This window comes from Virgibacillus halodenitrificans, assembly GCF_001878675.1.
Taxonomy (GTDB): Bacteria; Bacillota; Bacilli; order Bacillales; family Amphibacillaceae; genus Virgibacillus_Q; species Virgibacillus_Q halodenitrificans.
Genome location: NZ_CP017962.1, coordinates 3,035,223 through 3,058,612 on the forward strand (window position 1 = coordinate 3,035,223; position 23,390 = coordinate 3,058,612).

The following is a 23,390-nucleotide window of genomic DNA, read 5'->3' on the forward strand; positions in this document are numbered from 1 at the left end:
CTATAAAAGTGCAGTATATTAATTAAGGAATTATTTACTTTAAATAAATCACTATTGTGTTAATGCCCTTTAATAGCAACTATTCCTTCACTGAGCCAGAGGTTAGACCGGAAACAATTCTTTTTTGGAAAAACAATACCAAAATAACAATAGGAATTGTCACGATAACGGTTGCTGCAGAAATATCACCCCAAGGAACAGAATATTGACTTTGGTACATGGAAATCCCTACAGGTACGGTTCTCCACATATCATCACTATTAATCGTCAATGCAAACAAATATTCATTCCAAGCTGCAATAAACACCAGAATCCCTGTCGTAAACACCCCAGGAGCTGCTAAGGGAAATATTATTTTCCAGAAGGTCTGAAATGGACTTGCTCCATCAAGCTTCGCTGACTCTTCAAGTTCAAAAGGAATTTTCTTAAAGAACGTAGACAGGATCCATATTGCAAGGGGAAGACTTATAGTTATATATGGAATCACGAGTCCAAGGTAACTATTGCGTAATCCTAGTCCTGTAACCAAATTGAACATTGGAGATATAATGGCAATCTGCGGGAACATAGACGCAGCAAGCACTAGCCCCAATATCAAACCTTTCCCTTTAATCGGAAGTCTCGTAACCGCATAGGCAGTAAAGGCTGCAAACACCAGAGATAAAACCGTAGTTAAGGCAGATACTATAAAACTATTGATCATATAACGTACTAATGGACGGTTCGTCAGAGCTGCTTCATAAGAATTGAGTGATGGATCACTCGTAAACCAATTGAAAGAAGAGAATATTTCTCTCGGTGGTTTAATTGAAGTCAAAAATACCCAAATAAAAGGAAACATCACAAGGAAAACAAATATAATTAAAAATAGATAAAAACCAACCCCGCCACGCTTATTCATTTATACCCCTCCTCATTTCGTACGACCTTCAAATAAATCGGAACCAATCAGCTTTACATAAACCAAACTAATAATCGCTACACTAATAAATACAATAACGGAAAGGACGGAGCCTTCGCCGAAATTTTGTTGGGCGAATAACGTCTTATAAGCATATACAGAAATGGACTCTGTAGCATTAGCCGGGCCGCCTCCAGTCAATACATAAATGAGGTCAAATACTCTAAATGCGTCCAAGGTTCTAAAGAGCAATGCAACTAAAATAGATGATTTTAAAAGCGGAAGTGTAATTCGCCAGAACTGATGAATTTTATTCGCCCCATCCACACTCGATGCTTCATATAATGACTGTGGTATTGTCTGCAAGCCTGCTAAAAGTAACAAGGCCATATACGGAGTTGTTTTCCATACGTCTGCTAGAATAATAGAAAACATTCCCCCATCCGAAGTTGTCAGAAGCCATGACGCTCCCGGAATCAAATGCAATACTTCTAAATAATGTGCAACTATTCCCGATTGGCCATCATATAAGAATCCCCACATCATAGCAGCTACTGCTGTCGGAATAGCCCATGGAATTAATACAGATGCTCGGATAATTCCTCTGCCTTTAAACGCCCGATTAATGAGGAGGGCAATTGCAAGTCCAAGAACAAGCTCAAATGCCACGGATATAACAGTAAAAAAAGCAGTATTACCCATCGCCTTCCACATTCGTTGATCTTTTAAGTACTTCCCGTAATTACTTAAACCGATAAAATTCGATTTCAAAATATTTCCAGCAGTTGATGCTAATAAATCGGATGATTGCTGAAGCTGTTGAGACAGCTGTTCATTTTTACTTGTTTCAGCGATATTCTTCAATGTTGCCGAATGAGATGTTAATGCTCCCCGATAAGCTTCAGCAAAATCATTTTCAAGCTCGGAATATTTTAATTCTGAATCCTTTACCGGAGTATAATTCATTAGCATTTCATCAATCTTTTCAACCTTATTTCTCATTTCTTCATCACTGATCAACTTAGAATGGTAGCTTTCGATATCCTTTTGTATTTTATTTATTGTGTCCGTCGTTTCATTACTGTCTGCATTGCTTGCTAAACTTTCGAGCTGACCACCTATGTAAAAGTAATTGTCCACATACCTTTCTAAATCTATTGTTGCACGGAGCATAAGCTGTGATCGAGTCGGATCGTTCAGCCTGTAATCAAATAAACTGTTGTAAAAGGATTGTGCTACAGGCCATAGAACAACCACAATGACCAGAAGTAGCGATGGAAGGACCATGGCATAGCCGAGTTGTTTTTCATTCAATTGAAATTTTAACTTTTTCTTGTTTTTCATTCTAATCCTCCTCAAAAATAAGGCAAGATTACCTTATTAAAAGAATAGCAAGATGAGTTTTTCGCCCATCTTGCTATTTTCTTCTTCACATACTATTCCGCCATTGCAGCTTCTATCTTAGATTGCATATTTTTTGCCGCTTCCCCTGAAGTTTGGTCTCCTGTCAGAACCTTGGAGATTTCAATTTGCATGATATCCGAAACTTCCGGATAAATAGGCGAGACTGGTCTAGGAACTGCCGACTCCAGCACTTCTCTGAATTCAGGGTTTGCAAAGAGAGAACTAACGTCTTGAACTTCCGGATCATCATACAGTGCTTTTAGCGTTGGGGCTCTGGAACCTTCCACAGCACTGATTTTTTGCCCCTCTGGCCCTGAAATAAATTTCAAGAACTCCCATGATTCTTCGGGATGCTCCGTGTATCTGTTAATCATCGTCATCCATCCTCCAAGCGCTGCTGCAGTGCCCTCGTCCCCAGCTGGAAGTCTAGCCATTTCAACATTATCTACTATTTCTGAGCGTTCTTCATCATTGGAAGAGGACATCATGTATGGCCAATTTCTAGCAAACACTGCATTTCCCTCAATCCACGCATTCTCAGTTTCTGTTTCCATAAAATTAAGTATATTTTCGGGCACAAAATCAGATGTTACTATTTCTTTCATTTTTTCCAAAGCTTTTATTGTTTCAGGACTATCAACTACGACGTTATTATTTTCATCTACAACCTCTCCACCATATGAAGCAATAAACTCAATCGCATTTGTAATCAAGCCCTCATATTGTGCAGCTTGCATAAGATAACCGTGTTCAGTTCCTGCTTCCCCTTTTAATTCTCGTGCCATTTTAATTAATTCATCCCATGTTTTGGGTGGCTCTTCTACAATGTCAGTTCTATAATAAAATACACCGGCATCTGTAAATTGTGGCATAGCCCATTGTTTCCCATTAAAATTAGCAGCTGCTACCGTCCCTGGAAAATAATCTTCCATGTTTATCCCATCTTTTTCGATAAAACGATCCAATTCAAGAACATAGTTTGCTTGAGCAAATTCAGCTGGCCAAATTACGTCAGCGTTAAAGACATCAATCTCCGTACTTTGAGAACTTAAAGCGGTTACATATTGATCATGAGATTGACCGGTATCTGCTGGCATTTCACGTTGCTCTACTTTTATACTAGGATATTTCTCTTCAAAAGCCTTTATAACTGCATCAGTGGCTGGTGTAGTATCAACTCCTCTAGCATACACAATGGTAACTGGTTCATCTTTACTACTTTCTGATGTTCCTTCTTCCTTGTCACTTGTTGATTCAGCATTCTCAGGGTTGTCTTGTTCTGTTGATCCTGTTCCACTGCAGGCTGCTATAAACATCGCCAGCGTGATTAACAAAAGATTAATTAGTGCCAACTTCCAAAACTTCATTGTAAAGCCCCCTTTTTAGGATATCGACCTCAATATTTAATGAATATTATAATAATTGAAATCGATTACATTTGACTTCATTATACGATAGTTTTCTGTGATGTCAATAACTTTTTCACAATCTTTTAATTATTGTTTATGTTTGTGTACGATAGTGAAGAATAAAAATGTGAGCGAGAGATACTAGTAAAATAAGCAAAAACGATTACAGTACTCTCCCTACACCTTTTCATATAACAAACTAACTCCGCAAAAATCCTCCCTCGGAATGAAGAATTTGTCCTGTAATCCATTCCGCTTCCTCACTTACAAGAAAAGCTATTAGGCGTGCTGCATCCTTTGGCATACCTATACGCCCCATTTTAAACTTTGGCAAAAGTTCTTTTTTTATTTCATTTGTCATCCATCCTGTATCTGTTGGCCCCGGATTAACTGCATTAACTGTAATTCCTAATGGGGCAAGCTCTGCAGATAATGAAGAGGTAAATGCAGATATGGCTCCTTTTGTAGCACCATATGCTAATTCATCAACCATAGGGCCAAGATTTTGCCCGGATGTTATATTAATAATTCTGCCTGCAGTAAACGGGGACGCTTCAAAACGTTTTGCAAATTCAACGCTAAGCATCATTAGCGCTCTCATATTAACGGCATAATGTTCGTCCAGCATGTTGACATCAAGATTTTTATAGCCATCTACTACAGAATGTGCAGCATTATTTATTAGTATAACAGGTACCCCTAAAGTTGCTTCTACTCCATTAAGCACCCGAGTATACGAATCTTGTTGACGGAAATCAGCTTCAATATAGTTACACACCACTCCATAATCCTGTATTTCTTTTTTGAAAATTTTTAACCACTTTTCCTCCGCATCCCAGCAGGTAAAGAATACATCATAACCCGCCTTTGCAAATTCAAGGCAAACAGCTGCTCCTATTCCTTTTGAATGACTGACCCCTGTAATGACAGCAACTTGACCCAATCTATTAATAATAAGAACACCTCATTCCTTAAAAGTTAAGTTGACTTGCGAATGACTAATTCATGATCCAGGATTAAGCTTTCCACTTCTTTGCCGCTAATTTTATCAATAATCATATTTGCTGAGATGCAACCCATTTTGTACATCGGCTGAGCAATCGTTGTTAATGTGGGATGGGTCATATTTGAGAAGCTAATCTTATCAAAGCCAATAACAGCGATATCCTCCGGAACATGTAAACCTGCAGAGTTAATCTCTTTCAGCGCACCAATAGCCAGAATGTCGGATACTGCAAAAACAGCATTTGGTCGCTCACTTTCATTTAATAGTGAACGCATTGCTTGCTGTCCACTTTCAAACTGAAGATTGTCAAGCTTACGAACCCACCTTGATTCAATCGGCAAATCATATTCGCGCATCGCTTTCTCATAACCTCTTCTACGCTCACGGGCATATAAAAACTTTTCTTCTGTGTTAATGAGAGCAACTTTTTTCTTACCTATTTTTATTAAGTGTTTCACAGCTTGATATGCTGCGAACTCATTATCAATAGAAACATAAGGAATTTCACCCTCTTCGTCAAATTCGCTGCACTGTATAATTGGATGCTGACTGGCAAGATTATATAAATTTTTACGATTAACTGTCGGATCCATTAATATGATACCGTCAGCTAGCCGGTTGCGGACCATGTTAAAATAAATGGTCTCTCTCTCCGGATTGGAATCTGTCTGACAAAGAAGGATGTTATACCCCTTATCAATCGCTGTATCTTCAATTCCGTTAATGATCTCCGTATAATACGGATTAGCAATATTAGGGAGCAAAACAAGAAGGAGCCTGCTCTCCGAATTACGTAGATTACGCCCGAGAACACTTGGTTCATAATTAAGTTCCTTAATCGCTTCATCTACTCTATTTCTTGTCTTTTCCTTGACTGAATTTCTGTTATTTAGCACTCTTGAAACAGTTGCCGCAGAAACACCTGCTCTTTTTGCAACTTCTTGAATTGTGGCCATAGAATCACCTGACTTTTCATGAAATCGATTACATTTATGTTATATTTATAAAGAGATGTTGTCAACATTATTGTGAAAATTTTCTTATTGTTTCGAAGCGTGAATTTTGGTTTTGTACTTTAGGTATAAAAGGGGAAGTAGAAATGACCAAAGTTCGCTGTTATATTTGTATTAAAAAACCGAACTCCATTCAATAAATTGTACTAATTGATAGGTACTTTCCAATTAAAAAACCATTTGCCAAAGCAAATGGTTACCTAATAAATCTTAAATTAAAATTCATACACATTTTTTACAGCTTGATATAAAATTTCCGTTCCATTTATCAAAGCATTCTTATCAAATGTCATATACGGATGGTGTAAGCCTGGTTTTAAGTCACAACCAAGCCCTAACATAGTCGCTTTCAAGGAAGGTCTTTTTATCGTATAGTAGTGAAAATCATCTCCACCAGGAGTTACTAATGGTTTGTCTAAACCTTCTTCTCCAAGTACACATTTTATCGCTTTACTCATTACCATGGTTGCTTCATCATTTAACTTTGCAGCAGCTATTCCGCTGTTACGATTTAACTCTATATCAATTCCATATAATTCTCTAACTGTTTTCATGATGCTATTAACTTTTGAATCTAATTTCTCCATTTCTTCATTTGTTTGCGCCCTTAGATCAAGCGAGAATGTAGCACTTCCTGGAATAATATTAGTACTTTTTCCTCCAGCTTTGAAACTAGTCATTTTCACAGAATGGGGAACGAGAGGGTCTAAGTGTATTTGTTTTAACAAATTAACAATTTGAGCACCTACCTCGATAACATTTTCATTCAAATGCGGACGCGCTCCGTGAGCATCATGGCCTTTAATAATCCCTTCGTATGACTTTGCAGCTCCATGTACAATTACGGGAGTGGCATGACCTAACTTAGCTTCCTGTATAGGTCTCAAGTGCACACCAAACAAATAATCAACGTCATCCACCACTCCTTTTTCTACCATTTTCAACGCTCCTCCAGCCTTTTCTTCGGCTGGCTGAAAAATAAAACGAACAGCGATTTTATCTAAAACATTTCCTTCTTTTTTTAACTTCCATAACAATCCGAGCACCATAGACATGTGTGCATCATGCCCACATGAATGGTTTGCCTGAAACTTTCCTTCTACCTCTTGCCATAATGCATCCATATCTGCTCGCACAGCAACGACTGGCAGCCCTTTATTAAAATTACCTAGATCACCAATAACGCCAGTACAATCATCAAATGTTTTAACAACACATCCGCTTTCTTTCAAGATCTTCTCAATATATTTTGTTGTTTCCACTTCTTCCCAGCTTATTTCTGCATGATTATGTAAATAGTCAAACGTATTTTCAATTTGCATTTCAATTTTATTCTTCGTGTTATTCATCATCTTCCCCATCCTTTATAAGAAATTTATAGGTTGACTTAATCTTTCCACGCGATTTAACCTTTTCAATTATCTCAATAATCACCGTATTTATTAACGACATAGTTACAGGGCCTTTATTTATAAGTGTTTTATTACTGATATTTATCGGTAGTAGGAAATCGGCATATTCAGCGATTGGAGATACGCGTGAATCCGTTATAGCAATCACCTTTATCGACTTACTCTTTGCCTCTTCCGCTAATCGAATAGTATCAAGTGCATAACGGTAGTAAGAAAAGATTACAATACAAGCCTCTTTTGGCAACATATCCAACATACCTGCATCATTCTCTGGTCTGTATAACACAACATCATGAAGTATGTAACTAAGATTAAACGAAAGCCAATGTGCATATGAAAATGACTGATAATATCCTGCAACAATGATTTTAGAACTGTTAATTAAAGTATCTACCACATTATCAAGCAATTCATTATCCAAATTTTCAACAGTATAATGAAGATTGCTTATGTCTAGTTGCATCCGCTCTGCAAAAGTACTATCTCTCTCTCCTTTCTCACCTGCCCACTTATTTGGTGCAAGCATATAATTACGTACGTCTTTTTGAAAATCATTATAGCCCACATAACCAATCATTGTACAAAACCTTAATATGGTCGTTTCACTTACACCAATTAATTCACCGACTTTTTTAGCAGGGTATATAGCAAAAAGACTAGAGTCGGAAAGTAAAGAATCTCCCACTTTCTTTAATCCTTTTGTCATAGAAGCGAATTGTTTATTTGTTTCTCGAATAAACTTTGGTTCCATCTTTTCACCACTTTTTGAAGTTTTAACTTTATTTGCTATTGATTTGAAGTATAAACTATATTATAATTTGCTTCAAGTTTTAATTTTTAGAATTATTAATTAACCACAAGGAGGGAAATTATGAATAGTGAAGTAGCTAAGAAAAATCAAGAAAATCTATCTAATAACCAAAAAAGGAAGAAAAAATGGGAGTTACCAGATGCTTACGTCATTTTGTTCGGTATATTGTTGATCGCTGCTATTTTAACTTACTTTATTCCAGCAGGATCATTTGAAAGAGAAACGTCAGAAAGCGGAGCATCTTTGGTTATTCCAGGAAGCTATGCCCAAATTGAACAACAACCAGCAACTGTTATAGAAGTTTTTCGGGCCATCCAGGAAGGGCTGATTGGAGGAGCCGGAATTATTTTTCTAGTATTAATCATTGGAGGGGCATTTGGAGTTATTGAGAGTACTGGAGCTATAGACACAATGATTATGAAAACTATTAACAAAACAAAAAATAAAGAATGGTTACTAATAACAATGGTTGCTATATTGTTCTCCATTTTTGGTGGTTTAGGAATAATAGTTAATGCAGTAATTGCATTTATACCTATTGGGATTGTTTTAGCCAGAGCAATGAAAATTGATGCCATAGTTGGTGTTGCTATCATTTATTTAGGCGCATATTCTGGTTTCTCCATTGGTTTTCTGGATCCAGCTACAACAGGTTTTGCTCAACAAATTGCTCAGCTGCCTCTATTCTCAGGTCTTGCCTACCGTTTAATTATCTATGTAACAATTCTAGCTTCTTCCATCACGTACATTGTTTGGTATACAAATAAAGTAAAGAAAGATCCTCAAAAAAGTATTCTAAAAGAAAACAGATTTCCAAAATATGATGAGAAAAGCATGGATAACGTATCTCCAAACTTGACTCGCACTCATATTCTTACACTTATTGTTCTCGTGCTTGGAATTGGCACATATGTATTTGGAGTTTTTCAGCTCGGTTGGTCAATTAATGAAATGGCCGCCATATTCATTGCAATAGCAATTGCAACAGCGATTGTAGCCAGAATAGGTGCAAATAATATGGTTTTAGAATTTATGAAAGGATGTAAAGGCGTTGTATATGGTGCATTAATCATTGGAATGGCAAGATCCATTGTTGTCATATTGGAAAATAGTATGGTGCTAGATACGATTGTTCACGGTATGTCTGTTGTAATGGGCTCTTTTTCTAGTATAGCGGGTGCAATCGCACTCTTTATCGGAAATGGTATTTTTAATTTGATTGTTTCCTCTGGAAGTGGGCAAGCAGCAATTGTTATGCCTATAATGACACCTTTAGCAGATATTATGGAAATCCCCCGTCAAGTCGCAGTTCAAGCTTATTCTATGGGGGATGGATTTACAAATATAATTACACCTTTATCTGGAGTATTAATGGCAAACCTTGCAATAGCCGGTATTCCATGGGTGAAATGGATTCGCTTTGCAATACCATTAGTACTCATTTGGTATTCCATTGGAATTATCTATCTAACTATTGCAGTAATAATCAACTGGGGACCAATGTAAAGGAGCGGTGAATATGATAATTGAAGAAGTGAACTTATATAAAATTAAAATGAAGATGAAGCATCCATTTACCACGAGTTTTGGCACTGAGCAGAATAGAGAGTTTATCCTTGTACAGGTTAAAAATGAAAGCGATCTATCTGGGTGGGGAGAATGTGTAACTACTGAAAGGCCATTATATATTGAAGAATTTACAGATTCTAGCTGGCTTATGCTCGAAAAATTTCTTATCCCGTCGATATTGAAAAAGAATATAGAGCATCCCAACCAATTACAAGATTATTTTCGCCCATATAAGAGAAATCATTTGGCAAAATCAGCATTGGAAGGAGCAATTTGGGATCTTTATGCCAAATCAGAAAACATTTCACTTTCCAAAGCCTTAGGAGGAACAAAATCAACAATTGAAGTAGGAGTTAGTCTTGGTATAGAAGAAAATATAGACAATCTTTTAAATAACATTAGAGTCAAAACAGAAGAAGGCTACAAAAGAATTAAAATTAAAATTAAGCCCGGGAAGGATGTGGAGGTTATTGAAGAAGTTCGCAATCATTTTCCAGACATTCCTCTTATGGTAGATGCTAATTCTGCTTATACGTTAAAAGATGTTGACACACTAAAACAAATGGATCAATTTGATTTAATGATGATCGAACAACCTTTGACTGCTGGTGATTTGATTGACCATGCAAAATTACAAAGAGAATTAAAAACTCCTATTTGTCTTGATGAAAGTATTCATTCCTTTAATGATGCACGCCAGGCAATTGAACTGGGGAGCGGTAAAATTATTAACTTAAAAATTGGTCGTGTTGGGGGATTAACACAAGCAATTAAAATCCATGACTTATGCAACGAAGAAAATATCCCCATGTGGTGTGGGGGCATGTTGGAATCTGGGATAGGGAGAGCGCATAATATAGCCATTACTTCTTTGACTAACTTCACACTTCCGGGTGATACAGCATCATCTTCAAGATACTGGGATAAAGATATTATCCAGCCAGAGGTTCGGGTAGAAAATGGTTTATTACAAGTACCTGAAACTCCCGGAATTGGATTTAAAATAGATATTGATGAAGTATTAAAAAATACCAGTACTACCAAGTGTTTTAACTAAACAGCATAACTATATTAAAAGGAGCAATCACATGAAATCCTTGCATTTTTCAGGCTCAGCCGAAGATATTGGCAGACAGCATGGAATACAGGCGAAAGAAGAAGTATTGTTTAGTTTAGATTCCTATGAGAAGCTATTTTGGCATGAAGGTGAGATAACTTGGAAAGAAGCAATTGAATTGGCAAAAACACATGAAAGTTATATTGAGAAAACAAATGTAGCGTTATTGGAGGAAATGAATGGTATAGCCAAAGGGGCATCTGTTGATTTTTATGATATTTTAACTTTAAATGCTCGGAGTGAGATAGCCTTAACTACCAATAAAACAGATGGATGTACAAGTATCGCTATTTTGCCACCAATTGGTACTGCTGCTTATTTAGGGCAAACGTGGGATTGGAGAGAAGCACAGTCACGAAGCTTATTTCTGACTAAGATTGAACAAAAGAACGCTCCCGTTATTCAAATGGTTACGGAAGGTGGAATTATTGGTAAGATTGGTATGAATGACAACGGTTTAGGTGTCTGTCTAAACGCATTACGGGCTAATATACGTAAAAATAGGCTACCGGTGCACGTGGGATTGAGAGAAATACTAAATTCGGCAACCATAAAAGAAGTTTATCAAAAGATTAGTGATGATACCATCGCATCCTCTGCAAATTTCCTTATCGCCCAAGGTAGAACTAGAGAAAAAGATGCCCTGGCGATTAATATGGAAATTTCACCAAAAGGAATAGCTGAAGACACCACTGCAGATGCTTATTTATTTCACACCAATCACTTTTGCTCAGAGAGTCTGATTGAACATATAGGGAAAGAAAGCATTGAGGATTCCGCAAACTCATTTAGAAGAAAAGATAGAATCGAGGAGCTCCTCGATTCTAATGTAAGTCAGAAGAAGCATATTACCAGAGATGTGATTAAGAAATGGTTTGCTGACCATAAACATTACCCAGAATCTATTTGTCGCCATAGAGAAAATGAATCCTCTGCTTATACGAATACTGTTACTGCTTTTTCAGTAATTATGAATTTGGAAGAATGTCAGATGCTATTAATGGAAGGGCAGGCTTGCAGTCCAGTGGAGGAGATTGAAGTTGGATTTAGTTAGTAAATAGACTAAATGAGCCCCGAAGGATTTTGATCGGGGCTTTTTATTTTACAATGTTTCTCCTAATTATCCTCTGGATGACTTTTTATATTGATCTCAACACCTCGCAAAATATTACCAAATATAGATAATTAAACAAGAAGGTTTTAACAACACCCTTGTCGTAAATTAAGTTTACCTATAAAAGTGAGTATTTCTTAACAAAATTTTATAAGTTCTTATCTACGAAGTTTAGAGAGTCCTCTACATCTAGATATAGATATTTCTTAACTAGCAGTAAAAACAAAAAGCCTGAGGACATCCCCAGACTCAAAAACCTTTCTATTCACTTAACACAGATTCAGCACTGTAGATACTCTCCCCCTCTTTAATTGTCTCTAAAACTTGTAAATCTTTTATTTTTATTGGATCGACCTTAAATGGGTTTTGGTCCAGGACAACGAAGTCTGCTAGTTTTCCTTCCTTAATACTTCCTTTTTGATCTTCCTCAAAATAAGCGTAGGCTGCATTGATAGTTACCGCCCTTATCGCATCATATACGCTGACACATTCCTCTGGGCCGATATGCACTCCTTTTCTAGTAATTCGGTTGACTGCACACCATATCGTTTCGAGCATATCCGGTTGCACTACTGGTGGGTCCTGATGGAAGTTTACGACCAGTCCGCGGTCAAACGCTGATTTAGCTGGACTAATCCGGCTGCCACGTTCGTGTCCTAAGTTCTTAAGATGGACGTCTCCCCAATAATACGTATGTGGGATAAATATAGATGGAATCATAGCCAATTCTGCCATCTTATCCAGCTGGTCATTTCGAACAGTCTGGCAATGTATCATGACCGGCCGCAGATTTGCTTTATTTGGATTATCGGATTCCTCTAATGCAGCTTCATAATTTTGTAATAACTGGTCAGACGCAGCATCTCCATTGCTGTGAGTCAGAAGCTGCACATCATCTTTTATAGCTCTGGAGATATATTTCTTCACTTGTTCATCCTTGTACCAAGCATAGCCACGATAGGTTTCCTCTCCTTCATACGGTTCTGTCATCCAAGCTGTCTTCCCTTGTGGGGAACCATCTAAAAATAGTTTGTAGCCACCTATCTTAAATCGTTTATGATACTTTTTAGCATATTTTTCGTTCTTTGCCATGGCGTCTGGGTTTTCTACAACGAGCGGATATGCTACTACGTCTACTTTTAAATTTCCTTGTTCCGCCAAGTATTTGAACATCTCAATATAATCATTCGATGTCGCACCGTCCTGTACTGTTGTAATTCCGTTTTTTGTATATATTTCCTGACCTATTGTTGCTAATTCCACGATATCCGTTTTTGTATCTTGGAATAATGTTTGTTGCATTGCCAGCAAGCTTCCTTCCTCCAAATACCCATTTGGCTCCCTTGTGCCTTCTACTCTACCAATTACCCCGCCTTCCTCATCCGGTGTTGATTCATCAATTCCTGCTAGTTGCAGTCCAGCATCATTGGTACAGCCGACATGTCCGGATGCATGAAAAGCGAAGATAGGATTTTCAGTGGAAACCTGATTTAAAATCTCCTTTGTTGGATGTTTCTCCTCAACTAAAAAATTATGGTCATAGCTAAACCCAACAACAATATCTCCCTTTTCGACTCCTTTTTCTTCCATATATAATTTGAACGTTGAAATAATATCATCAAAGCTTTCGCATTTACTTAAGTCGGCCATTTGCGAAACAGGTCCCATCATAGCGAGATGCCCGTGTGGATCGATGAATCCTGGCAATAAAGTTTTTCCTTGAAGATCAACCTTTTCAATTGTTGGATCTGTCATATAAGATTTAAGTTCTGCCAAGCTTCCTACTTTTTTAATTTGCCCGTTTTCCACTAAAACAGCTTCTGCTACGTCATTTTCTTTCTCCATTGTGATAATATCTCCACCGAAAAACAATTTCTTCATAAAACTAATACTCCCCTTCTCCTCATTATTATTGTTCAGTCAAGAGCGTCAATTACTCTCCATGACCAAGCTTATCTGTTATCCTTATTCAGAAACAGCTGTCTTTAGTCCCTCGACAGGCTCTGTATCTTTTGTTTTAAAATCATATGTTTTCTTTCCCCATACTTTGGAGACCTTTAGTACAATTAGATAGATTGGTATTGGTGCTAGAAGTAAAAGAATGCCTATATTTAAAGCTAAAGCCCCAGAAGCAATGGCTAATATGGTAAGAACGGTTACATAAGAGGCTACCATTGGTAGATTCATCAGCCCTAATTCAACGGCTGTTGTGGTTCTTAAAGAAGGATCTATTATTCGAACAAGGGCAATACCACTTGGAACCGTGCCGGTAGTGGTGCCGAACAAGCCAACTGTTCTTTCAAAGTCGTTTTCTCCACCCATTCGTTGACCAAAATAAATACAAATGACAATAGTTAATATTGTGATTACAATCGCCTCAATAATAATTGGGACCATCCATGCACCAATCACACTGAAAGGCACCGCCATAAATGACGTAACAACTAAATAATCTGTTGACCAGCCGGTAATCTTGGACTGGAACGTATTATCAATCATGTATTCAATCCCAATCTTTTTCATACACATTTTAACAAGGTAACCTGCCAGCATCCCGTAAATAAATAGCATGCCACTAAACGTAGGACCAATTCCAGGGATGAAAGACATTACTTTTGCGAAACCTAAAGCTAACATAAAACAGAGACCAATAATCGCAAAGTGAAATGTCATCGTATCCATGTTTCCACTGTACATCGTTTCATTTCCTAATGAATCTCTCTTTTCTTCCTTCGCGTAATAACCTCTCTCCACATATCCATCAATATTGGATTTGCCAAGATTCTTTGCAAGCCCCTTTTTAATTCCATACTTGGCTAATGGCACACCAACGAGGAAGCAAAATAAAAATCCGACTGCTGCAAAGGTAATTCCTACTGTTGCTGCATCCACAATTCCATATTGTTGTTCCATAATGGTGCCAAATGTAGCAGCTTGCCCGGGGCCTTGTGCAAAAGCGAATGGAATGAGTAACCCATAGACAGGATCCATTCCAAAGAAACCACCGATACCTAAGATGATAATTGCTCCAACAGCAGGTGTAAGTGCATATAATAAATTCCAGTGAAAACCTAACCCAAGTGAGCCTTTTGCAATGCTTTTTCCTACTGACTTATTTTTTTGTTTAGGACTACTTGTTAATGCGATGGAAATAAAAATGATGGTAAAAAGAAAATTGACAATTGTAACGAACATGTCGGAGTCTGTAGATGTGATTAAGCCAGTATTCATTAGAATTAAGCCGAGGATACCTGCGATCACACTTGCAGGTACGAGCATTTTTCGAATAAATGTAGCTTTTGTGCGGATGATGATACCTAGACAGAGCATGATACTTGCTAACCCAAAAGCAATCATGAAACTAATAAGAATCTCCCCCATTTTTAGAAATTGTTAGTCATCTGCTTAACGTGCGTATACTGAGATTACTCGCTTAAACAGCAACCCTCATTTGTTAACGCTTTCATTTCTAAGGAGTATAGTTGCTCTTCCATGTCTATAGTAAATCTTTTTCATACAGGACCCTATCTTTCGTGAAATACTTCACATTAGGTTGGGAAATCATCACTTAAAGTTCCTCCTTATTAACAAATTCAACCTTCCGTGCCGCAGTGTCAACTATTTCATCTAATATAGCAAGGAATCAATTTCTATTGAAATAGCTAAAAGATAGTTTTTCTAATTAAATCATTCCTTGCCTCTTGTGTCAATATATTAACAAAATTCAAATTATTAATATTTGTAATAGGTTTTATAGATGATAATTATAAGAATAGATGTTTTTAACTTAGAGTTATGAAAAAACACATTAGTAGTAGGTAGAAATTCTAGCACTTCGAATCTTGCTGCTTTGCTAGTACCCCTTTCCAAGCCTCCCCCAATCATCACAAAAAATCTCCGCACCTTATCAGGTACGGAGATCTTCCTATAAACTTATTTCCCCCAAACACCATAATCAAGATGCTTGTATTTATCCAACAGTCTTGTTGGCATATGCAGGGCGTCTTTACGGAATGGTGGTGCCAGCTGTGTGCCATCAACAAAGATATTAAGCACGGCCGGTTTCTTTTGTTCGAGTACTTCTTTTACTACCGGGCCGATATCTTCTGGTTTTTCAATCGTGTAGCCGAGTGCGCCCATTGACTTGGCAACTTCGGCGAAATCAGGTGCTTCGATATCAGAGCCGATAAAGCGGTTATCATAATAGTCTACTTGATTCTTTTTCTCTGCAGCCCATGATTTATTATTAAACACACAAGCAATAACAGGAATATTTTGCTCTACGGCTGTACTGACTTCATGTAGACTCATGCCCCATGCACCGTCACCAATGATTGCTGCGACTGGTGTATCTGGTTCTGCCAGCTGAGCCCCTAATGCTGCCGGATAGGCGAAACCAGTGTTTCCAAAGGTTAATGCCGCAATATGGCGTCGTGTCTGGTTAAATTTCAGGTAAGCATTTGCAGTGGAAGAAACGTTTCCGATATCCGAAGAAATAATTGTACCTTCTGGCAATGCTTTGGATAGTTCCAGCAATGCACGTCGTGGGTTGATCGGATTACCATCTTCCATAGCCAGTTCCACCAGTTCTTCATCCCATTCTTGCTTCCGCTTACTTACCTTTTCAAGACAAGCCTGATTGGAAACACCGTTCGGCATAGCCTTGGAAAGCTCTTTATATAGATTTTCTGCTGTCGCTTTTGCATCGCCAATAATACCGACTTCAATTGGATGTGTCCGTGCGATATTTCGTGGGTTAATATCCACCTGAATGATCTTAGCATTTTTCGGGAAGTAATCAATGTCATAGCATGGTAGTGTTCCGAAAACAGATAAGCGTGTACCAATCGCCAGTACAACATCCGCTTCCTGTAATGTATACATCGCAGACTTTGCTCCCATGTAACCAATTGGCCCTACTGCTAACGGGTGATCTGCCGGGAATGCATCATTATGCATGTAAGATACAGCTACGGGTGCCGTTAAATGCTCGGCAATTTTTGCTACAGTATCCACCCCATCCGCATCTACCGCCCCACGTCCAGAGATGATTACAGGTTTTTCGGCATTTTTCAATAACTCAACCGCTTTTTCAATGGAAGCCGGGTCCCCACTGCCTCGTTTATCTGTACGGTATTGGCTTGGCTCTAAGATATAATCCTCCAGCTCACCATAAAACAGATCACGAGGGATATCATATAAAACCGGACCACGTTCGGCATAAGCTATTCGGAACGCTGTACGTAGGCAATCAGCTACACGACTTTTATGTGTAACTCGAACCGTTTCCTTCGTAATATCTTCAAAAATAGATACTTGGTTCGCTTCCTGAAAGCCGTCCCAGCCAATAGTTGGTGTACCTGCTGATGGAGAAATAACAACCATTGGTGTATGCGCCTGATTTGCTGCAGCAACAGAAGTCACCATATTCGTAATTCCAGGTCCATTTTGTCCAATAACAACACCCGCCACGCCGGAAACACGTGTATAGGCGTCTGCCATATGTGCTGCACTCTGTTCATGACGGACTGGTAAAAAGCGGATGCCTGCTGTTGGGAAGAGATCAAGCATATCCATAAATGCGGAACCCACAATACCATATACTTCTTTAACATTCTCTTTTACTAGAGTTTCTACAATTGCCTCACTTGGCGTCATTTTCACCTTTTTGTTTACTGCCCCTTTTACTTCTGCTTGTTGTTTAGCCATTTAAATTCCTCCAATTGTAAAATAATTTATATTAACGCCCTAACTTGTAGTGACGTACGTACCAGTTACTAATCAAAAGCGTAAATGTTGTTGCTGAGCGTGGCTTTTACCTATACCTTATAAAATCTAATCTATGATATTGGTGAAGCAGGATTAGCTGCCTGAATCTCTTCCAGCTTTTCAATTAACTCAAGAAAAATGGTAGCAACATCTTCTTCGGTAGGAACCTTCCTGTTTGTCGTGATGCCATTTCCACTTAATGCATCTTTTACTAGAATTGGAATGTTCTTTTTTAGGTCCACTATATCAATATATTTCAGACCATCCTGCCATATACCGAATTTTTCATTCCATTCTTCGACTTGCTTCACAGCAGATGCTGCAAGTTTCTTTTCATCACCCGTATCCTCACAACCAAGTGCAACTGCTACATTTGCATAACGCGCTGGTTCTACCTCCAACCCAAATTGCATAACAAATGGTAAAAGTAAGGAAACACTCAAACCGTGCGGAATATGAAAACGTGCGCCAAGCGGCCTGCCTGCTGCATGTGCCAGATTGGTAGAGGCATTGGAAAAAGCAATACCAGCATAACAGCTGGATAGCAGCATTTCCTCTCTCGCTTCAACATCCCTTCCATTTTCATACACCTTTGGCAGGGCTGTTGCAATACTTTTCATACTTATAAGCGCATAGTGGTCTGTTGTTACAGAAGCATTTGTGGATACATATGCCTCCATGGCGTGTGTTAACGCGTCCATACCGGTGTATGCAGTGAAATGCTTCGGCAGACTAAGTGTCAGTTCTGGATCTAATACAGCCACATCGGGCAATAAATCCTTATGCCCTGGGTTCATCTTAAATTCTGTTTTGCTGTCTTTAATTACCATTACTTTTGTCGCCTCTGATCCTGTCCCTGCTGTTGTTGGCACAGCAATAAGCGGCAAACGGAGTAATCGTTCTGCAGCTGCGATCTCCTCCCATTTGATAGTAGGTGTTTTGGCAAATAAGGAAACAGCCTTTGCAATATCGATAGCGCTCCCTCCGCCGATGGCAAGCACACCATCAACCGACTTTCCTTCGATAGCTGTCAACGCCCCTTCCAGATGGTCTGTCGTCGGCTCTCCCCGATAATCAGAGAAATATGTTACTTCTATGTTCTTTTGCATCAATATACCTTTTAGTCTTTCATCAAGTGCTATTTCCGGGGTGGTCAGGAAGCTGTCGATAATGACGATAACATGCTGAATTCCTTGTTCCTTCGCAATATCGCCTAATTTATTCAAACTTCCTGCACCTAATTCAATAAGTCTTGGTAAGTACGTACTGCTCATCCTTTCCCCTCCTTCATTTTTCCATAATAAAATTGCTCTGCAAATCACCCCTTTCAAGTGCTATCCTTTTATTTCATGAACCCTACGAGCCACATACTAATTTGCGGAATATAGGTTACCAGTCCAAGTACAGCCAGCATCGCCAGCAATAAAATTTTATTGCCCTTAATGACATCTTCAATTTTTAATTTGGCTGCACTGGCTGCGACGAATAGATTCACACCAACGGGTGGAGTAATAAAGCCAATTGCAAGGTTGAAGATCATAATTAATCCAAAGTGAATCGGATCCACACCTAGCTCGATTGCCATCGGCAGAAGAATAGGTGTTAAAATAACAATCGCTGCAAGAGCCTCCATGACAAGCCCTACTAGTAGTAATAAAACATTCAAAAGCAATAGAATAATAAACTTGTTTTCACTGATAGATAAAACAAAGCTAGCTACTGTCTCTGCAATTCTTTCCAAGGTAATCAGTCTGCCAAAGATACTCGCCATCACGATTAACAATATAATAATGGACGAGGTCACCCCAGCTTTTGATAGACTTCGGTAAATACCTTTAAAATTAAGATCTTTATATACAAATAATCCAATGATCAAGCCATAAGCTGCGGCAACGGCTGCTGCTTCGGTTGGCGTCATATAGCCACCATAGATTCCACCAAGGATAATAATCGGAACCAATAATGCCAGTTTCGCATCCCAGGCCGCTTTGACCATGCTTTTCATGTTGAAGGAGGTCTTCTCCCCTTGCCACCCATTCTTTTTAGAAATAACATAAGAAACGACAATTAATACAAGACCTGTCAATACGCCGGGCAAGATACCCGCAATAAATAATTTGGATATGGATTGCTGACCCACCACACCATAGATAACCATTGGATTGGATGGGGGAATAATGACCCCGATCGATCCGGCCGTTGCGATTACTGCTGTAGCAAAGCCAGCATTATAGCCTTGCTTTACCATTGCCGGAATGAGGATTGTCCCAATCGCAGCTACTGTAGCAGGACCTGACCCGCTAATCGCTGAGAAAAACATACTCGTCACAATGGCAACCAATGCCAATCCACCTGGCAAAAAGCCGAGCAGCTCATCAGACAGATGGAGAAGTTTTTTAATTATTTTCCCCCCTCCCATGATGATCCCTGCAGCGATAAAAAACGGAATAGCCATAATTGGAAAGTTATCTATACTCGTAAAAGCCGTCTGTGGGAAAAAATCAATTGGAATCGCATCTGTTGCAAAAACAGTAGCCAAGGTGCTTATACCTAATGAAAAAGCAATTGGCATGCCGATTAAAATAAAGAGAACAAAATAACCGAAGAGAAATAATGTAATCGAGCCTTGCCCAACAACTCCGATTGGAAGAATGACCGCAAGCGCAATTGCAGTAGCAAGCAAGCCTTCCTTCATTTCCATGTCCTTTGTATCCATGTAGAATTTTTGTATAAGCCGAATAATCATCAGGCCAAAACCAATAGGTACCGCACTGTACGGAATAGCCATTGGGATGGATAATGCTGGTGTTGATTGATGTGTACTTAGTTGAAATGTAATAAGCTCGGCACCATATTTCAGCATAATATAACTGAAATAAAGCATGAATAGGCTGTTCGCAACCTTAACTGCCCGTTGAACATGATCCGGGAATCGATTCATTACCACGTTCACTTCAATAGATTCACCTTTTCTAATTGCGAGGCTTGCTCCCAAGAACGATACAAAAATAAATATGTATCTGGAAATTTCCTCTGTCCATGTCGTAATATTAGCGATATCGATAAATGGCAGGGCATAACGGTTAATAACTTGTAGATTAATAAGAATTATGAAAGTAAGAAACCCAGCAACAATTAAAATTTCTTCAAATCGGCGATCAAGAATTCCAATAAACTTTCTGAAATTGCTTATCGGTTGTATCGGATTATCCTGATCTTCTACTTTGTCCACCGTAGCTGATCCATGTTCCATCTTTTTCCCTCCATTACTAAATTAGTCACCAAAAATGTCTTCACGTGTTTTACCAAGTTCCTCCAAGATGATCTCCACATACTCCGGATCAGCCATGCCTGGTCGAACAAACTCATCCCAAACCGGCTTTACTGCTTGCTTCCATTTCTTCATTTCTTTTGGTCCAGGCTCATAAATCTCAATTCCGTAATCAATAAATTGCTGTTTCGCTTCCGCTTCACGCTCATTTGCCCGATTTCTTTGCCACTCCATTGCTTCCTGGCCAGCAGCCATAATGGTGCTTTGCTGATCTTCCGTCATCCCGTCAAACATAGATTTATTCATAACGACCATGTCAGAGCTATAGTTATAATTGACCTCTGTTGCATAGCTTAATACTTCTTGATGCTTCGTATCCCATAGGAGAGAATAACTATTACCTTCCCCCTCCACAGTTCCTTGCTGTAATGCAGTAAATACTTCTGACCATGCAACCGGTGTCGGGCTCGCTCCAAACACTTCAAAATCCGCCTGCTCAATCTTCGAATTGGTTGTTCTTATCTTCATTCCTTTAAGATCTTCAGGTTTTTCGATCGGTTTTTCATTATTAACAATTTGTCTAAAACCATAGTCTGGAAAGAAAACCACCTTGAAGCCGGACTTTTCCATTTCCTTGCGAATGATATCACCTGGCTTCCCATCGATAGCCGTATACACTTCTTCTTTGTTTTCAAAAATATATGGTAAATCCCATGCAGTGAAATAATTTGTAAAGCTAGTCATATTGGGAGTGGAAGAGCTTGCAAATGCAATACTGCCACGCTGAGCACTCTCAATTACCTCTCGATCGTCACCAAGCAAACCGTCATGATATGTTTCCACGATAATCTTCCCATTTGATTTTTCCTTTACCAGCTCGGCAAATTTATCGATTCCCTGGGACACAGGGTGATTGCTCGATTTCGATTGTGCTGCACGTAATACAATAACCTCTGAGTCGATTGCACCCGCACTTTTGGAGAGCTTTATATCGCCTGCTATAATAATGAACAAAAAAGCGATGATACATATGACCAGCGTGGCATGTTTATTTATCACATTCATCTTTTTCACTCCCTTTTTTGTTAACGCTTACATTTATCATTTAAAATTAAGGACTAACTCCTCAGTCCGTTTCTTTTTGACTTTACCCGAAACACATATTTATCTGGTCGGTAATAACCTCGATAAAATTCCAGGGGATTCCCAAGTTCATCTGCAATAATTCGCTCAACGGTTAAAACACTAGCTCCTTTTGGTATACCTAATAATCCAGCTACCCTTGCATCAGCATCTTCAGTAGAAATAATTTGTTCCGCTTCTGCAAGCGTGATTCCCATTTCATTTTCGAGCAAATCAAAGATTGTTTCCGTTTCTAAATCATAGGAAGATAATTTTAAACCAACAGACAATGGGTAGTAGTGCTTTTCAATCGCCAGAGGCTCCCCATCTGCATATCTTAACCGCTCAATCATGTACAGATCCATATTGAGAATATCGATGGAATGGTCCTTTACATCAATTTGTTCGGCTGCTAATAATTTGCTGCTTGGGGCCATACCCATATTTTTAATCGTTTCTGTAAGGCTATTTAAGTTAGATAACCATTCCTGAATCGGTTTTCCTTCATTGATGAAGGTTCCTTTTCCATGTACCTTTTTTAATATCCCATCATTGACCAGCTTTGCAATGGCTTGACGCACCGTCGTTCTACTAACTGTATATGCTTCAATAAGCTCTCGTTCACTCGGGATTTTATCTTTGTACATTCCAGCTTTGATTTGCTTAACAAGTGCATTACTAATTTGCACATGAAGCGGTATAGGGTTGTTTGAATCAATCAATAGAAATCACCTTTTCCCTAAATAAGTGGTAATGATGTACCTACCAGTTAAATAATTATTTGATTTTTTGAAATAAATTAATTGTTAGTAACATTTAAACAGAATAGTTTAATAATTGCAATGAGTTAAATAATATTTAGTTATTGGTATTACTTATAGGTTATATTGGAAGATTTTATAATTGAGGGTATTATGGGCGAAGTGAAACAAAGTGATTACTAAGTATAAGCCTTGAACAGGTATAAGGTCTTCCAAGAACGAACAGCTCTATTACAACAAGAATAATCAAAAGCATTTATGCAAAACCTAGCCTTGAGGTGACGTAATATGACGGACAAACCAAAAAAGAAGTTTGACATCCCCACTTCAGTGGATGGAGAAATAAGTGCAAGTACTGGTCTTCAAACAAACAAGCCTTTTGACAGTGCGGAAAACTATGCAGGAGATTCTGTAGATGAGCATAAGATATTGGAAGGCGCCAATGAATATTTGGCAAGAAAGCAGATATCGCAAATAAATAATAATTCATGAGTGTAAAAAAGTGACATGAAGCTATATTGGCTTTCATGTCACTTTTTCCTTTACTCAATGTCATTAATTAAAACTACCTCATTGAATTGTTTTATTTTTACAAGTGGAGTTAAGAACAGATGTATATTTTAATAGATATTTAAATTGTAGCATAAGTATTGGAGCCTTCGTTTTTTTGGTAAGCAAATTAAAACACCAGGTACTAAATACCCGGTGCCC

Annotated in this window: 18 protein-coding genes; 4 read left to right on the plus strand and 14 right to left on the minus strand. The window is 38.4% G+C overall.

Translation table 11 applies throughout. The features are described from left to right. Positions 1-79 precede the first annotated feature (79 nt). The 7 genes from BME96_RS15425 to BME96_RS15455 all read right to left on the minus strand — a co-directional run bounded on the left by BME96_RS15425 (position 80) and on the right by BME96_RS15455 (position 7,896). Positions 80-901, minus strand: a complete 822-nt coding sequence (locus tag BME96_RS15425; protein ID WP_019375940.1) for a carbohydrate ABC transporter permease — start codon at positions 899-901, stop codon at positions 80-82. A gap of 12 nt (positions 902-913) precedes the next feature. Next, positions 914-2,245: a carbohydrate ABC transporter permease gene (locus BME96_RS15430; protein WP_071649506.1), complete on the minus strand. Its 1,332-nt coding sequence runs from the start codon at positions 2,243-2,245 to the stop codon at positions 914-916. A gap of 92 nt (positions 2,246-2,337) precedes the next feature. After that, positions 2,338-3,672 carry an ABC transporter substrate-binding protein gene (locus BME96_RS15435; RefSeq protein WP_071649507.1) on the minus strand — a complete coding sequence of 445 codons (1,335 nt, stop codon included), beginning with the start codon at positions 3,670-3,672 and terminating at the stop codon, positions 2,338-2,340. Positions 3,673-3,913: 241 nt separating this feature from the next. Then, positions 3,914-4,666 (minus strand): SDR family oxidoreductase, encoded by a 753-nt coding sequence (locus tag BME96_RS15440; RefSeq protein WP_071649508.1) that lies wholly within the window; start codon positions 4,664-4,666, stop codon positions 3,914-3,916. A 26-nt stretch (positions 4,667-4,692) separates the two neighbouring features. After that, positions 4,693-5,676: a LacI family DNA-binding transcriptional regulator gene (locus tag BME96_RS15445; RefSeq protein WP_071649509.1), complete on the minus strand. Its 984-nt coding sequence runs from the start codon at positions 5,674-5,676 to the stop codon at positions 4,693-4,695. Between the two features lie 272 nt (positions 5,677-5,948). Continuing rightward, the gene (locus BME96_RS15450) at positions 5,949-7,082 is read right to left on the minus strand and encodes a M20 peptidase aminoacylase family protein (protein ID WP_071650031.1); all 1,134 of its coding nucleotides are present in this window, start codon (positions 7,080-7,082) and stop codon (positions 5,949-5,951) included. Next, positions 7,075-7,896, minus strand: coding sequence for a MurR/RpiR family transcriptional regulator (locus BME96_RS15455; RefSeq protein WP_019375934.1), 822 nt, complete (start codon positions 7,894-7,896; stop codon positions 7,075-7,077). The genes BME96_RS15450 and BME96_RS15455 overlap by 8 nt, the downstream gene beginning before the upstream one ends. A 120-nt stretch (positions 7,897-8,016) precedes the next feature. On the opposite strand from BME96_RS15455, the gene BME96_RS15460 reads away from it, so the two are divergent. The 3 genes from BME96_RS15460 to BME96_RS15470 are packed head-to-tail and all read left to right on the plus strand — an operon-like array spanning position 8,017 to position 11,696. Continuing rightward, positions 8,017-9,462, plus strand: a complete 1,446-nt coding sequence (locus BME96_RS15460) for a YfcC family protein (protein WP_071649510.1) — start codon at positions 8,017-8,019, stop codon at positions 9,460-9,462. Positions 9,463-9,475: 13 nt separating this feature from the next. Next, positions 9,476-10,582, plus strand: a complete 1,107-nt coding sequence (menC, locus tag BME96_RS15465; RefSeq protein WP_071649511.1) for an o-succinylbenzoate synthase — start codon at positions 9,476-9,478, stop codon at positions 10,580-10,582. Between the two features lie 31 nt (positions 10,583-10,613). Further along, positions 10,614-11,696 (plus strand): C45 family autoproteolytic acyltransferase/hydrolase, encoded by a 1,083-nt coding sequence (locus BME96_RS15470; RefSeq protein WP_083547488.1) that lies wholly within the window; start codon positions 10,614-10,616, stop codon positions 11,694-11,696. A 321-nt stretch (positions 11,697-12,017) separates the two neighbouring features. On the opposite strand, the gene BME96_RS15475 is transcribed toward BME96_RS15470, so the two are convergent. The 7 genes from BME96_RS15475 to BME96_RS15505 all read right to left on the minus strand — a co-directional run bounded on the left by BME96_RS15475 (position 12,018) and on the right by BME96_RS15505 (position 22,640). Further along, on the minus strand, positions 12,018-13,637 hold the full coding sequence (locus tag BME96_RS15475) for an amidohydrolase (protein ID WP_071649512.1): 1,620 nt from the start codon (positions 13,635-13,637) through the stop codon (positions 12,018-12,020). Between the two features lie 84 nt (positions 13,638-13,721). Beyond that, the gene (locus BME96_RS15480; protein WP_019375929.1) at positions 13,722-15,113 is read right to left on the minus strand and encodes a sodium/glutamate symporter; all 1,392 of its coding nucleotides are present in this window, start codon (positions 15,111-15,113) and stop codon (positions 13,722-13,724) included. A 576-nt stretch (positions 15,114-15,689) separates the two neighbouring features. Continuing rightward, a complete protein-coding gene (xsc, locus tag BME96_RS15485) occupies positions 15,690-17,465 on the minus strand; it encodes a sulfoacetaldehyde acetyltransferase (RefSeq protein WP_019375928.1) in 1,776 nt (591 codons plus the stop codon). Between the two features lie 131 nt (positions 17,466-17,596). Then, positions 17,597-18,799, minus strand: a complete 1,203-nt coding sequence (locus tag BME96_RS15490) for an iron-containing alcohol dehydrogenase (RefSeq protein ID WP_071649513.1) — start codon at positions 18,797-18,799, stop codon at positions 17,597-17,599. A gap of 68 nt (positions 18,800-18,867) precedes the next feature. Continuing rightward, positions 18,868-20,778: a TRAP transporter large permease gene (locus tag BME96_RS15495; RefSeq protein WP_071649514.1), complete on the minus strand. Its 1,911-nt coding sequence runs from the start codon at positions 20,776-20,778 to the stop codon at positions 18,868-18,870. Between the two features lie 21 nt (positions 20,779-20,799). Further along, on the minus strand, positions 20,800-21,861 hold the full coding sequence (locus BME96_RS15500) for a TRAP transporter substrate-binding protein (RefSeq protein WP_156036031.1): 1,062 nt from the start codon (positions 21,859-21,861) through the stop codon (positions 20,800-20,802). A 53-nt stretch (positions 21,862-21,914) separates the two neighbouring features. Continuing rightward, positions 21,915-22,640, minus strand: coding sequence for a GntR family transcriptional regulator (locus BME96_RS15505; RefSeq protein ID WP_019375924.1), 726 nt, complete (start codon positions 22,638-22,640; stop codon positions 21,915-21,917). A 327-nt stretch (positions 22,641-22,967) separates the two neighbouring features. On the opposite strand from BME96_RS15505, the gene BME96_RS15510 reads away from it, so the two are divergent. Beyond that, complete coding sequence (locus BME96_RS15510; RefSeq protein WP_019375923.1) at positions 22,968-23,171, plus strand: hypothetical protein; 204 nt, start codon at positions 22,968-22,970, stop codon at positions 23,169-23,171. Positions 23,172-23,390 lie beyond the last annotated feature (219 nt).